Origin of the sequence: Runella sp., assembly GCF_027484545.1 — a bacterium.
Lineage (GTDB): Bacteria > Bacteroidota > Bacteroidia > Cytophagales > Spirosomataceae > Runella.
On sequence record NZ_JAIXST010000348.1, the window covers coordinates 1 to 12,692 of the forward strand.

Here is a 12,692-nt window from a genome sequence, read left to right on the forward strand (position 1 = left end):
GAAACTTTTTTGCCAATATTGGCAACTACAAAGACAAATTAGAGTCTTTGATAAATACAAATTTCCAAAAACTCAATCCAGCCCCTACTGGATTGCAAACCTCTTTAGTTTGAGTATATTTATTTTCTCAGCCATTTGTTCACCTCCACAATCGGCAAAGGAAAATTGTATCCTAAATGTACTTCGTACTGCTGCTGAGCTGTGGTGTCAAGGTTCCAAACCTGATGAATCAAACCAGCGGGAACGTTGGACAACTCCGGTAGCCAGGTTTTTACGTATTCGCCTTGCGCATCGTATTTTTTAGCTTGCGTATATACATTAAAGTAACGGTTTTCGCGCGGGTCATTGCCTACCCCGGCTACGTAATTCCAGTTGCCCCAATTGCTGCAAACATCATAATCAATGAGCTGACTTTCGAAATAAGCAGCACCCCATGTCCAGTCCACCTGTAAATCTTTCGCTAAAAAGCTGGCTACATTTTGTCGCCCGCGGTTGGATAGATAACCCGTGAGTTTGAGTTCGCGCATGTTGGCATCAATAAACGGGACGCCTGTTTGCCCGTTTACCCATTTCTCAAACAAATCGCGGCGGTGGTTCCAAGGTATTTCCAGATTGTACTGAATACCGGAAGCCTTGAAAAGTCGCGAACCGTATTTGAGCGTGATAAAACGGAAATAGTCACGCCAAATCAATTCAAAAACTAACCAATAAGTGGAATCGTTAGCGACCCGCTCGGCTTCGTAGCGCTTTACTTCCTCGTAAATCTGACGAGGAGAAATACAGCCATACGCCAACCACGGCGAGAATTTGGATGAAAAATCGGCCCCAAGCAGCCCATTGCGGGTTTCTTTGTACGTTTTCAGCTGGTCATTGTCCCAGAAATAGGTTTTCAGTCGGTGCAATGCTTCGGTTTCACCTCCTTTGAAAGGTAAAACACAGCGTTGATCAGCAGAAGGAAGCTGCGAAAAAAGGATAAGTTCATAGATCTCGGGCATTTTGCCAATTTCGATTCCTTCGGGCAGAGGAATAGCTGTTGGTTCGGCAAAAGTCGAACGGATTTTGGATTGTTGCTCTACGGCTTTACGAAAATCAGTAAATACATCAGGGAGGCATGACACCCAAAAAGGCAAATCGCGGGGATGATAAAGCGTAGATTGCCAAAATACCTCAAAATCAATGTTATAGACTTTTAGCTTTTTTGACAGCGCCGTCTCAATGTCGGTTTCTTCCTGAGCTGCTTCTTTGGCAGTATAGATAGTTGATACGCCCAACTCTCTCGCCATTTCGCTGAGAATGACTTCGGGTTTTCCCAGTCGGACCAACAGGTTACTGCCTTTTTTGCGAAGATTATCCCGCAGATTTTGAACGGATTCCAAAAGAAATTTAGCTCGGAATGCTCCCGTTTTAGGAATTCCCAACGGAGCTATCTCGTTGAACTGACGAGTATCAAAAACAAAAATGGGAATTACCTCATCGGCGTCTTGGGTTGCTTTCAGGAAACCTTCGTTGTCGTGGAGGCGTAAATCGTTTCTGAACCAATAAATGATGCGCTTAGGCATAAAGTTGAATTTGTTAATCTATGCCAAAACTACGCGTATCAGCCTTAGGTTTTCAAAAATCAGGAAAGAGTTTTTTCAAAGGATGTTATTCTGGTGGCAAAACGATAGGGTATAATGCTCCATAGCTCATGTCTACTGCCGTTTGATAAATTGTTTTTTGTTTTTCCCATAGAGTTAATAATATTGGGCCTTACTTGTACACTATTAGCTTGTAAGCAATATTTCGACCCAAATACAAATAACGACCTGGATTATTATATCTAATCCTATGAAAACGCTGTCACTATTCACGCTGTTATTACTCATGTTTGGCTGTCAAAGTAAGTATGTAAGGAAGCTGAACCGCATCCAAGGGACATGGCATCTCCAGAAAGTAACCTATTTTAATAACGGTTTTCAGTCTTTTTCGGACAACTTAGGCACCATCCACTTTTCGGAAACTACTCCCCCAAACAGCCTTAAAGGGAGTTATAAGGGAACGCAAACAATCAATGATAAAAGCTATGCATTTGATTATAGTTTTGATTTTTCGGGGGGTAAAGTAGACATTGCCATTCCCAAAGCTATCCGAGACCAACTTCCCCTACAGGCAGTTGGAAAAGTACAAGTCTATCAATTTTCCTTGGTCAACGACAATTTATTAACCTTGGAGGTCGCAAATGAACTATACGAGCCTACCAAAGAAGTTTTGAAAAATGTCACCTACACCTTGGTGAGATAAAGGTTCATGAGGCGGTTGTTTAAGTCAGTGCAAACGCCACATAACTATCGCCCTTGGGAGTCCCGAGTTTTGTGCCTCCGCAGGCAATGACTACATACTGTTTTCCATGGGCTTGGTAGGTGCTGGGTGTGGCAAAACCGGCGGCGGGAAGTTTGGTTTCCCACAGGAGTTTGCCCGTTTTTTTGTCAAAAGCCCAGAATAGTCAATCAATGGAGAATACTTTTTTCAGTGCTTCCTTAATGTCTTCTATTTGAGAGGCGTCAATCGTTCCCAATTTTTTCACAAATCTGTCCTGCGATAAAGAGCGTACTTGAAAGCAGTCGGCCGCCGAGTCTTTGCTGATGCCGTTCATTCTACTTGGAATAATTTTCACCATCCAAGGCGCAATCGCGTAGTGGTCTTTCCAGTCAGTAAAGGGTACAATAACTTTTAAAGGGAGCTTACCTAAAGCGTTATCATTGACAATAATGGCAGGTCTCTTTTTTTGTATCTCGGCTCCTCGGGTCGGGTCAAGGTCTATCAACCATACTTCACCTTGTTTCATAGAACTTTTCAAAATCAAGTTGCGTAAAAGCGGTTAGGTCGGCATCCTGCGCATAATCATCGTAAAGTTCATTGACTGCCAGCGACATTTGGTGAGCGGTCTCCTCTTTTTTTATCGCTTTTAGCGTTAGCTCTATGATTAGAAATTTCTTGTCAAGAGGAAGTTTTTTTATCTCTTTGATGAGGGTTGCTGTTTGCATCCTATTTTTTGGGATTGACTTTAAAAGTGAAGTTAAACACTTATTTTGAAGTGAACAAGGCTTATAAGAAGAATAACGAATTTTGATTTACGAATGACGAATATAAGCTATTTATTATCAGCTATTGTGTGTCCTGAATTCAAAACGAATCAGTATTTTCCCTACTTTAAAATAAGCAGAAAATTAGTAGCAATTGGGTTTTGAGGTATTTAAAATACACCTACACCTACGGCAGCGCAAACGCCACGTAACTATCGCCTTTAGGAGTTCCTAGTTTTGTGCCTCCGCAGGCAATGACTACATACTGTTTTCCATTGGCTTGGTAGGTGCTTGGTGTGGCAAAACCGGCGGCGGGGAGTTGGGTTTCCCACAATAATTTGCCCGTTTTTTTGTCAAAGGCCCGGAACATTCCGTCTTTGGTGGCGGCAATGAACAGCACACCACCTGCCGTAATCACGGGTCCGCCGTAGTTTTCGCAGCCCGTCGGAGGAATGCCTTTGGCAGTGAGTTCCTTAAATTCGCCCAAGGTGATTTTCCAAGCGTATTCACCGGTGTTGAGGTTGATGGCGCTTAATTGTCCCCACGGCGGAGTGATGGCCGGGTAGCCGTTTTTGTCCAAAAACTTGTTGTAGCCTGTCATTTTATACGGCACACTCGCAAATTTGTCAGCGACTGCCGCGGCACTGCTCACTTCTTTTTTCTCCTCGCCGTGCAGATAGGCGACCAAAGCGTCACGGTCGGTGGTGGATAGATACCCAAAACCCGGCATCATGGCTTTTCCACCTTTAATGATGTTTTGGATGTAGGCACGGTCGCGGCGCTTACCAATGTCCGCCAACGAGGGGTAGCCGCTTTTGGGATTGCCTTTGCGATCTTGCCCGTGGCAAGCCGTGCAGTACTGTACGTAGGCACGCTCGCCCCGGGGGAGTTGAGCCAGTTTGTCGGATTTGGGCTTATCTACGAGTTTCATAATCCACGCCATTTCGTTGGAGTTGACGTACAAGAGTCCCGTTTCAGGGTCATAGCCGGCACCGCCCCATTCTCCGCCCCCGTCGTAACCGGGGAAGATAAGCGTACCCTGTTTGCTCGGTTGCTCAAACTGATTGCGGTGACGAATTTCTTTAAGGGTTGACAACAGTTCTTCTTTATTTTCTGCATAAGGATTAATGTCAGTATCACCAATGTTCTGCCGGGCAAAAGGAGCGGGTTTGGACGGAACGGGCTGGGTAGGCCACGGTTTTTCTCCTTCGATGCCGTTGACAGGTACGGAAATTTCTTTGATGGGGAATAGCGACTTGCCCGTCACGCGGTCAAACACAAAGACAAAGCCTGACTTGGTGATTTGCGCCACGGCATCTATGGATTTACCATTGCGATTGATAGTCACAAGGGTAGGAGCGGAGGGCAAATCTCGGTCCCAAACGTCATGGTGAACAAACTGAAAATGCCAGAGTCTTTTTCCGGTGTTGGCGTCAAGGGCCAGCAAACAGTTGGCAAATAGATTTTGACCGGGGCGATTACCGCCGTAGAAATCAAAGCCTGCCGAGCCGGTGGGTACGTACAGAATGCCCCGTTGGCGGTCGATGGCCATTCCGGCCCAGTTATTGGCAGCCCCTACGTCTTCGTTTTTGTAATTGTTTTTTGCCCAAGTTGAGTAGCCTAACTCTCCCGGATAAGGAATGGTATGAAACGTCCAGGCGAGTTTGCCCGTGCGTACATTGAACGCCCGTATGTCGCCTGGAGCGGCATCAGCCCCTTCCGAAAGGCGAACGGGCATGATGATGAGGTCTTTATGAATGGTGCCGGGAGTATTGGAACAAATAAATTTATCCAGTGCCGATTTGGGCAAACCGTTGTGCAAATCCATTCGGCCTTTTTCTCCAAAAGATTTAATGAGTTTTCCCGTTTTGGCATTCAACGCAAACAGCCATTGACCGGCGCTGAAAAAGATGCGTTTGTCGTTGCCGTCTTCCCAGTAGCTTACCCCGCGATTGGAATTGAACCACTGCGGGTCTTTAGAGTCCTGGTATTTCCAGATTTCTTTCCCCGTAGCAGCATCCAACGCAAAGACCTGAACGGAGGCGGTAGTACCATACACGATGCCATCTACGATAATGGGATTGCACTGAATTTGCCCCGTCGTATCACCCGAATGATATTCCCACGCCATTTGCAAATTTTGGACGTTTTGGGGGGTGATTTGAGTCAGGCTTGAGTAATGGGTTCGCTCGGGACCGCCCAAAAATTCGCTCCAACCGGAATATTTATTTTTATCGTCGGCGATGGAGTACCAGGCAGCGGCGATGATTGAGACGCCGACAATTACCAGTTTAGTCAAGGAAGAAAAAGTCATAAGGCTACGTGATTACACAAAGTTTTAAAAGGAGTCACTTGGCCTGTTTTTACCTTGTTTTCGAATAAAATGCTGTTAATGAATTATAATTATTAATTGAAATTAGCCAGATTTCGGTTTTGTTTTTTCACTATTTGCTATTACTTTTACCAATCATCATTGATGTCGTAGTACTGTTTTACGGCCTATCCTAACCCGATGTTCTGAAATTCTTGAAAGTAGCCAAAATGGCACGGTTCGTGTAAATGAATAGTTATTAGTTACCTAAACATTGGTTGGAAATGCTGCGTGGAAGGCTCGTAAATGGCTTATTGGTGCTGTGGTTAACCTTTTTTTTGCCTGTTTTGGCCAAAGAGGTTGATTCTACGGATACGCATACTGCTTTAGCGGCAGCGCCAAAACTAAGGCTTCCTGCGATTTATATCCCTTCCTCGAAAAATATACCAAAACCAACCGATAGGCGATTTAAACAGCTTAATAATGCGGGTGTTCAACAAGCCTATCAACTGCGCTATTACAGTGCTTTCTCGCTTTTTCAACAGGCACAGGAGCGTTCTCCTTCCAACGATACCCTATTGTACAATTTTTCGTTGGCCAATGGTCTGCTAAAAAACTATGACGCTGCGCTTGAAATGCTGACCCAAACTGGCGTTGGGCATCGGTATTTACATAACAAAGGGGTGTGGGAAGCCCAAAAAGGAGAAATTAAGCAAAGTTTGACTACTTGGGAGTTTGCCAACCCTACCGATACACTTTGCTTCAATGTCGCTTTGGCCAATTACCGATTGGGAGACATGAACGAAGCGCAAAATTGGGGAAAACGGGTAGGTTTTTCCAAAGCTGCCGAATTTCACGAACTCTCGGCCAACGTATTGTTTCGTTTGGGGGAATATAAACAAGCTGAAAAATTTTACGAAAAAGCCGAAAAGTTTGCCATCCGAACGGGAAAACATGCGGCAGGACCGCGCTTATTAATTCAGCGGGGAAATGCCCATTTAGCGCAGCATGAATACGAAAAAGCAGAGTTGCTGTATCGGGAATACTTAGAAACCAAAGACGCCTATTATCGCTACTCAGCACGGTTGGGGCTGGGCCATTCATTGTATCGTCAGCGGAAATATCAAGCCGCCGTGGTTGAATACGATGCCGCTTGCCGCCTCAATGATTACTCCGCCGAAGCGTGGTTGAGTTTGGGGAATGCGTACGTCGGAACCAACGGTCAGCGTCAGGCACAGAAAGCCTTCGAACGAGCCTTGGATTTGGATTCTACCCAAAAAACGGCTTGGCTGGGATTAGGTATGGTGTATTATCGGTTGCGCAATTTCGGCGAAGCCGTTTGCTGTTTTGATAAGGCAGGTGAGATTTTGAGCGACAAAAACCGTCAGCACGCTGATTTTTTTGCGGCGCGGGCTTTTTGCCGATTGTACACCAACCAAACTGCACTTGCTAAAGACGATGTACAAACGGCAGTGAGATTGGCCGGAAAGGGGTTGTTGCCTTGTTTAGCCATGAGTGAATATTGTCGTATTGAAGGGTATTTTCTGACTTCTTTGAAATGGTTGGAAAGAGCTATGCGCGCCAACGAAGAAGCGAGTGTGCGGATGTTGGTAAACCGGGGAAATCTCTATCTCAAGTGCCGAGAGTACGAAGATGCGTTGAATGATTTTTCAGAAGCCCATCGTTTAGATCCAAGCAACGTCAACGCGACAAATGGTTTAGGGATTTCCTACCTGAATATGGATGAAATAGACCGAGCCAAAGTGTTATATGATAGCTTGTTGCGTAAAAAATCGCTCGCTATTCTTTATAATAATCGCGGCATTGTTCAATCGTATTTGTCATTGCGCGAACGCCACCAGAAAAATCAAAAAGAGGAAGAAAAGTTTTCCACGCTTTCGATGCAGGATTTCGAAAAAGGATTGGAAGTGGATTCTACTAAAAAAGCCTATCACGTCAACATCGGCAACGTCTATAAAAACCGGAACGAAGAGACGCCCGCCATTGAGCATTATCAGCTCTATCTAAGTAAAAATGCCATCAACAACATGGGGGTACTTTTTGGGAAAGATACACGTAAGGATTTTTCAAAGCACTACCTTGATATTGCCATCAGCTATGATACGGCCAACACGATTTATTTGTATAATCGAGCCAAACTGTTTCACGATCATTTCAAGGACCAATTTTTCCGACGAAAAGACGTGCAGCAAGCCTTCAAATTGGCTCCTACCAAAGACATCAGTCTCAAATACAGCCCCGACGGTTTTATTACAATTTTCCTGTTTGACTACGATTTTGAGACCTATCATTTTCCCGGCGACCCGCTTTTTGACGTACAGCCGCAACCCATTGATGACTTTGTTTTCCTTCCTTCATTAGACTTTATTCCGATGCCAGGCGGTGGCGATGTATTTGCTAAAAACGGTAACGGCGGCCATTTAGTCACCAAAAAACAACTCCGATTTCGTCCCGCTTCGCGCAGCAGTCGAGGAAAGACAAAGTGCCCGAAGATTCGGCTTACCGACTGATGATTCCGCCGAAGTTGAAGCTGATAGGCTTTTTACAGGCTTTCCGTCATTTGAAGCAGGAAGCCATTCGGTCATGAAATCAAAGCCATAGTTTTTTGCCGTAGAGTATATTTTCTACGCCAATAATTTCGTCAATATCTTCCCAAAAGATATTGTAAGCACTTACCCTGAATTGCTGACGTTGTACTGAAGTGGCCTGTTGCAGCAATGCAGACCAATCCAAAGGTATCCAAATTTCACGTCCGTCATTTAGCCAAAAGCCTACTTGGGTATCGGTTATTTTAACTTTTGTAAACGTTGGTAAATCCTTGAATTTAGGACGTTTTCTTGGTCTTGTAGTTGAGTGCAATAGTGTAATGGTTCAATCAAAACAAACCGTTTTCCGTATTTTCGTTCCTCCGTTTTCCATTTTAAAAATACTTCACTAACAAATCAATCAGTTTCTTCACTTTGTCGGTATAGGGTGGGTAAATGAAATTCATCGTTCCAAACCTGCGTTGGGTGACTCCGCGCAAATTGCTGAATTCCTGAAAACCAAAAAAGCCGTTTGATTTCCCGATTCCGCTGTTGTTTACTCCCCCAAAAGGCATTTCGGGATTGCTGAATTGCAGCATCAAATCGTTGATGACGGTATCGCCGGCGGAGGTATTGTTTAAGAAATACTCGATGTTTTTGTCGTTGCGGCTGTGAATGTAGAGCGCCAATGGTTTTTCTTTGCCATTGATGTAGTTGATGACTTCTTCGTTGTCGCGGTAGGTTAATAAGGGCAAGACGGGGCCAAAGATTTCGTCCTGCATCACGATCATTTCATCGTTGACGTTGGAAAGCAGCGTGGGCTCCATAAAATTCTGATTGGCGATGGTATGGCCTCCCATTTCAACTTTTGCTCCCTTGGCTACGGCATCGTCCAGGCAGTTTTTCAGTCGATTGAAGTGCCGATTGTTGACAATACGGGCATAACTGTCTGAGTTTTCAATGCCCTGCCCGTCAGTATTGTACATGTTTTTGATGGTAGTGGAATACGCACGGACAAACTCTTCTTTTTTTGATTCGTGAATTAGTACGTAGTCGGCCGCGATGCAGGTTTGACCGTTATTTAGGCACTTGCTCCAAGCGGTCATTTCGGCCACTTTTTTAACATCGGCGGTTTCGTCAATGATGTTGGGCGATTTTCCCCCGAGTTCGAGCGTCACTGACGCCAAATGCTCGGCGGCGGCCCGCATTACTACTTTACCAATGGCAGGGGCGCCCGTAAAAAAGATATGATTGAAAGGCAATTTCAGGAGCTCACTCGCAACAGTGGCATCCCCCTCAAAAACAGCCACTTCGTTTTCTTCGAACAATTTTCCCATCATTTTTTTTATAAATCGAGAGGTGTTGGGCGTCATTTCCGAAGGCTTCAACATCGCAACATTCCCCGCCGCAATGGCTGAGAGAAGTGGTTTTAGCGCCAACGCCAGCGGATAATTCCAGGGCGAAATAATCAGCACATTTCCTTTGGGCTCGTGTTTGATGTAGCTTGACGTACCGATAAGACTCAAAGGCGTATCAAGACGCTGCGGTTGCATCCAGCGTTTGAGGTTTTTGCAGGCAAATTTGATTTCCGACGTAATGCTGTACACTTCGCCCAACATCACCTCGGCGCTTGGCTTGCGAAAGTCGTCATACATCGCCCGTTGGATTTCTTCCAAATGCGCCATAAGATAGGTTTGGATGTTCTTTAGTTTTTCAATCCTCTCTTTGGCGGTCGTGAGGGCGATTAAGGAAGCATTATCCCGTTGTTCTTCAAAAATTCGCTGAATATCAGTGGCTTGAATTGGCTCGGTAGTCATCATAGGTAGTGAATTTAGAAAGGTTTTATCGGTTAGAGTACACCCAAAAGTACAAATTTCAAACAGAATGTTCATACATTTTTAGTAAAACGGAAAATTCTCTATTTTTACTAAAAATTTTATCAAAGTTGCCATGAGCATTGTCAGCGACAATATGAAATACTTGCGCAAATTGCACGGGATGACGCAGGACCAATTTGCCCGCAGAATGGGCATAAAACGGGCTTCAGTGGGGGCCTACGAAGAACAACGCGCCAATCCGAACATTGATGTGCTGAAAACCATGTCGAAATTGTTCAATGTATCGGTGGATGATTTGCTAAAGAAAGACCTTCGAAAAATTCGGGAAACTCCCAACATGCTCCCGATGGATAAACCCTCGCCGGCATCGTTGATAGCAGAGCCTAAAGAGAAGGAACCTCAGACCCTTGCCGGCATTTTTGAGCAATTTTATACTCCTCCCTCTACGCCCTCGCCTCCACGGTCGCAACCAATGCCACCTTCGATACCCAATTCCAATTCGGTGATTACCCCCGTGGCGGAGCCGCCTAAACCTCCGACTCCTGTTTATCAGCCTCCCGTACCCAAATCGCCACCGATGTACCAATCTCCGACGTTCAATAATACCTACGAAAATAGCAACGGAACCACCATCGTGCAGGCTCCTCCGAATGATTACGAAAAAGCAGCGCCGCAATCCATTCAGTACGTGCGTCAAAGTCAGTTGAAAGAGTACTTGGAAAAATACAATCAGAGTGAATACATCAGACGTTTACCCACTTTTGAATTTCCTTTGCTCCCCAATGCTTCTTACCGTGCTTTTGAGGCGGGCGATGATTTTACCTATCCGGGTTCGTTTTTGATTGGGCAGTTTGTGGGAAACTGGTACGATATTGCCGACAGTAAATTGTATGTATTGGTGGCTCGGAATTTGGGGATTGTGTGTCGCCGTGTCTATAATCAGGTTAAAATCAAAGGAACGCTTCTGTTGAGTTCGGACAAAGTAACTATTCCAACCTTTGAGGTTCCGCTCAAAGACGTGCTGGAAGTTTGGGAAATTAAAGCCTTTTTTAGTGCTGTTTTGCCCGAACCTACCGTATCTTTGGACCACCTTAGGCATTTGGTCAACCAGATGCAGGAGGAATTGAATCGAATTAAAAAGTAAGGCAGTTAATTGTTAAACGTTAGCCGTTAATCGGAACAAACTCTCTCCGTTAACCTTTAACTTTTTAGCCATTAACGATAAACCATCCAAATGTCTAAAGTCATTTTAATAACAGGTGCTTCGACAGGGATTGGCAGGGCAACTGCTGAGTATTTAACCCAAGCAGGGTATCGCGTATACGGAACCAGTCGCCACCCTTTTAAAGAAATCGTTGCTTTTCAGACCCTTATTTTAGATGTAAACGACGAAGTGTCTGTGCAAAGTGCCGTTTCGCAGCTTCTTCAGCGCGAAAGTCGCATCGACATTCTTATCAATAATGCGGGACTTGGTATCATTGGGGCATTGGAAGAAGTGCCTGAAGCTATGATTCAGCGCGTATTCGATACCAATGTATGGGGATTGCTTCGGGTGTGTCGGGCGGTGCTGCCTGCCATGCGGCATCAGGGCGAAGGGCTGATTATCAATGTAGGTTCCATCGCGGGAAGAATGGGGTTGCCTTTTCGGGGAATTTACAGCGCAAGCAAAGCGGCGGTGGAAATGTTGACCGAAACGCTTAATATCGAACTGAAATCTTTTGGTATTCGGGCGTGCAGCGTGTTGCCGGGAGATGTTCGTACCAATATCAATGAGACCCGGCTGGTGGCCGTAAATCAAAACGGGTCTCCATATCGTCATTCGGTAGAAGATATGAATACCAAAGTCAATGCCGAAGTAAGCAATGCCGCGGAACCCATCTACATTGCCAAGGCGATTGAAAAAATCATTATGACTTCTTCGCCAAAGACTCACTACGTAGTCGGTCCTTTTCTGCAACGGGCTTCTTTATGGCTGAAACGTTTCCTTCCCAGTCGAGTCTTCGAATATTTGCTACGGGAGAATTATGGAATGAAATAGCATAGGAATGATTTTGAAATAAGTTAAACATCTAATTGGGATTAATTCTATAATTGAGTTTAGGTATTTTGGGATGGTATTGAATATATTTAGATGAAGAAATACGAGTATCAACTGTGATGCCTTTTTGATATTGATTCAGGTTTAATCTTACTATTACAGTAAGCCCTTTTTTAGTAGAAGTAGCCTCAATACGTTCCGCACGGGCGGCCCCGTTTGACAGTCTGATAATCGCAGCGGCGAACCGTCAGAAAAGACCACTCCACTCATAGCCAGATGAACATGGCAAAAGAGTCGGTGTTCAATAGGATTCCATTTGGAGGAATAGGGGGGTAGTGGCTGACAATAATTGATAAACCAATCTGCTCACAAAGAGCTATGAGCCTGTCTTTGAAAATAGGATGTCTATAAGAATTAGCTCCTCCTGCATCACACAAGAGGAGAATGTTTTTGGCATCAGGGTAAAGATGGATACCATGCTCAGTCCACCACCAAAGTAAGTTATCTACCGCAAAATCAGCAGTTTCTGCACTGTTTCCAATGGAAATATAGCCCTTGTTAGCTTGTATGTCGTAAATGCCGTGTGGAATTACTTTACCCTCAGAAAGGTATTCATAATCGTGCGGGGCCGCCCGTGCAGTCATAGACTTTGATAGGGGCTTGAGTATAGCATTTGCCATCTCTGTAAAAGTTGCCCAACTTTTCCGCTTCGGCGGACCGATTTCTTTTTGCAATCAATACTTATGACAGGGCTGGCTGAACTCATGGTTAGTATCAAATTGGTAATGATGTTAAACTGAGCATCTCGGTCGCAATACGTACCGGTGGCCAATTGCTTTGCGTGTTTGCGATAGCCGTATCCTAACTCTTTCAAAATCCGTTTGACACAGCCATTGC

12 protein-coding genes and 2 pseudogenes are annotated in these 12,692 nt (G+C 44.8%); 4 read left to right on the forward strand and 10 right to left on the reverse strand.

Annotated features, from left to right (window positions below):
- Window positions 1-119 precede the first annotated feature (119 nt).
- Window positions 120-1,559 carry a DASH family cryptochrome gene (locus Q0081_RS31065; RefSeq protein WP_298362903.1) on the reverse strand — a complete coding sequence of 480 codons (1,440 nt, stop codon included), beginning with the start codon at window positions 1,557-1,559 and terminating at the stop codon, window positions 120-122.
- Between the two features lie 268 nt (window positions 1,560-1,827).
- Between Q0081_RS31065 and Q0081_RS31070 the strand changes: the two genes are divergently transcribed.
- A complete protein-coding gene (locus Q0081_RS31070; RefSeq protein WP_298362905.1) occupies window positions 1,828-2,280 on the forward strand; it encodes a hypothetical protein in 453 nt (150 codons plus the stop codon).
- A 19-nt stretch (window positions 2,281-2,299) separates the two neighbouring features.
- Here the strand turns inward: Q0081_RS31070 and Q0081_RS32060 are convergent.
- From Q0081_RS32060 to Q0081_RS31085, 4 genes and pseudogenes are all read right to left on the reverse strand, one after another.
- Window positions 2,300-2,479 (reverse strand): annotated as a pseudogene (locus Q0081_RS32060) (hypothetical protein); the annotation flags it as partial.
- 3 nt (window positions 2,480-2,482) lie between these two features.
- The gene (locus Q0081_RS31075; protein ID WP_298362907.1) at window positions 2,483-2,824 is read right to left on the reverse strand and encodes a type II toxin-antitoxin system PemK/MazF family toxin; all 342 of its coding nucleotides are present in this window, start codon (window positions 2,822-2,824) and stop codon (window positions 2,483-2,485) included.
- Window positions 2,811-3,023, reverse strand: a complete 213-nt coding sequence (locus Q0081_RS31080; protein ID WP_298362909.1) for a hypothetical protein — start codon at window positions 3,021-3,023, stop codon at window positions 2,811-2,813. Before Q0081_RS31080 ends, Q0081_RS31075 begins: the two co-directional genes overlap by 14 nt.
- 226 nt (window positions 3,024-3,249) lie before the next feature.
- Window positions 3,250-5,376: a PQQ-binding-like beta-propeller repeat protein gene (locus Q0081_RS31085; RefSeq protein ID WP_298362911.1), complete on the reverse strand. Its 2,127-nt coding sequence runs from the start codon at window positions 5,374-5,376 to the stop codon at window positions 3,250-3,252.
- A 281-nt stretch (window positions 5,377-5,657) separates the two neighbouring features.
- Between Q0081_RS31085 and Q0081_RS31090 the strand changes: the two genes are divergently transcribed.
- The gene (locus Q0081_RS31090) at window positions 5,658-7,904 is read left to right on the forward strand and encodes a tetratricopeptide repeat protein (protein ID WP_298362913.1); all 2,247 of its coding nucleotides are present in this window, start codon (window positions 5,658-5,660) and stop codon (window positions 7,902-7,904) included.
- Window positions 7,905-7,983: 79 nt separating this feature from the next.
- Here the strand turns inward: Q0081_RS31090 and Q0081_RS31095 are convergent, their stop codons facing one another.
- Window positions 7,984-8,253 (reverse strand): DUF2442 domain-containing protein, encoded by a 270-nt coding sequence (locus Q0081_RS31095; protein WP_298362915.1) that lies wholly within the window; start codon window positions 8,251-8,253, stop codon window positions 7,984-7,986.
- Between the two features lie 61 nt (window positions 8,254-8,314).
- The gene (locus Q0081_RS31100; RefSeq protein ID WP_298362916.1) at window positions 8,315-9,739 is read right to left on the reverse strand and encodes an aldehyde dehydrogenase family protein; all 1,425 of its coding nucleotides are present in this window, start codon (window positions 9,737-9,739) and stop codon (window positions 8,315-8,317) included.
- 130 nt (window positions 9,740-9,869) lie between these two features.
- Between Q0081_RS31100 and Q0081_RS31105 the strand changes: the two genes are divergently transcribed.
- A complete protein-coding gene (locus Q0081_RS31105; RefSeq protein WP_298362918.1) occupies window positions 9,870-10,901 on the forward strand; it encodes a helix-turn-helix domain-containing protein in 1,032 nt (343 codons plus the stop codon).
- Between the two features lie 90 nt (window positions 10,902-10,991).
- On the forward strand, window positions 10,992-11,795 hold the full coding sequence (locus Q0081_RS31110; protein WP_298362920.1) for an SDR family oxidoreductase: 804 nt from the start codon (window positions 10,992-10,994) through the stop codon (window positions 11,793-11,795).
- Window positions 11,796-11,826: 31 nt separating this feature from the next.
- Here the strand turns inward: Q0081_RS31110 and Q0081_RS32065 are convergent, their stop codons facing one another.
- The 3 genes and pseudogenes from Q0081_RS32065 to Q0081_RS31120 all read right to left on the reverse strand — a co-directional run.
- A complete protein-coding gene (locus Q0081_RS32065; protein WP_409034113.1) occupies window positions 11,827-12,027 on the reverse strand; it encodes an ISAzo13-like element transposase-related protein in 201 nt (66 codons plus the stop codon).
- Window positions 11,952-12,475: pseudogene (locus Q0081_RS31115) on the reverse strand (ISAzo13-like element transposase-related protein). Before Q0081_RS31115 ends, Q0081_RS32065 begins: the two are co-directional and overlap by 76 nt.
- The coding region (locus Q0081_RS31120; protein WP_409034112.1) for an ISAzo13-like element transposase-related protein at window positions 12,436-12,692 on the reverse strand (257 nt) is incomplete at its 5' end. The pseudogene Q0081_RS31115 and the gene Q0081_RS31120, both read right to left, overlap by 40 nt.

Bases quoted from the DNA above. Each gene is read 5' to 3' on its own strand.
- Q0081_RS31080 (WP_298362909.1), bottom strand. From the start codon at position 3,023: ATGCAAACAGCAACCCTCATCAAAGAGATAAAAAAACTTCCTCTTGAC.
- Q0081_RS31100 (WP_298362916.1), bottom strand. From the start codon at position 9,739: ATGATGACTACCGAGCCAATTCAAGCCACTGATATTCAGCGAATTTTT.
- Q0081_RS31070 (WP_298362905.1), top strand. From the start codon at position 1,828: ATGAAAACGCTGTCACTATTCACGCTGTTATTACTCATGTTTGGCTGT.
- Q0081_RS31075 (WP_298362907.1), bottom strand. From the start codon at position 2,824: ATGAAACAAGGTGAAGTATGGTTGATAGACCTTGACCCGACCCGAGGA.
- Q0081_RS31085 (WP_298362911.1), bottom strand. From the start codon at position 5,376: ATGACTTTTTCTTCCTTGACTAAACTGGTAATTGTCGGCGTCTCAATC.
- Q0081_RS31105 (WP_298362918.1), top strand. From the start codon at position 9,870: ATGAGCATTGTCAGCGACAATATGAAATACTTGCGCAAATTGCACGGG.
- Q0081_RS31110 (WP_298362920.1), top strand. From the start codon at position 10,992: ATGTCTAAAGTCATTTTAATAACAGGTGCTTCGACAGGGATTGGCAGG.
- Q0081_RS31065 (WP_298362903.1), bottom strand. From the start codon at position 1,559: ATGCCTAAGCGCATCATTTATTGGTTCAGAAACGATTTACGCCTCCAC.
- Q0081_RS31090 (WP_298362913.1), top strand. From the start codon at position 5,658: ATGCTGCGTGGAAGGCTCGTAAATGGCTTATTGGTGCTGTGGTTAACC.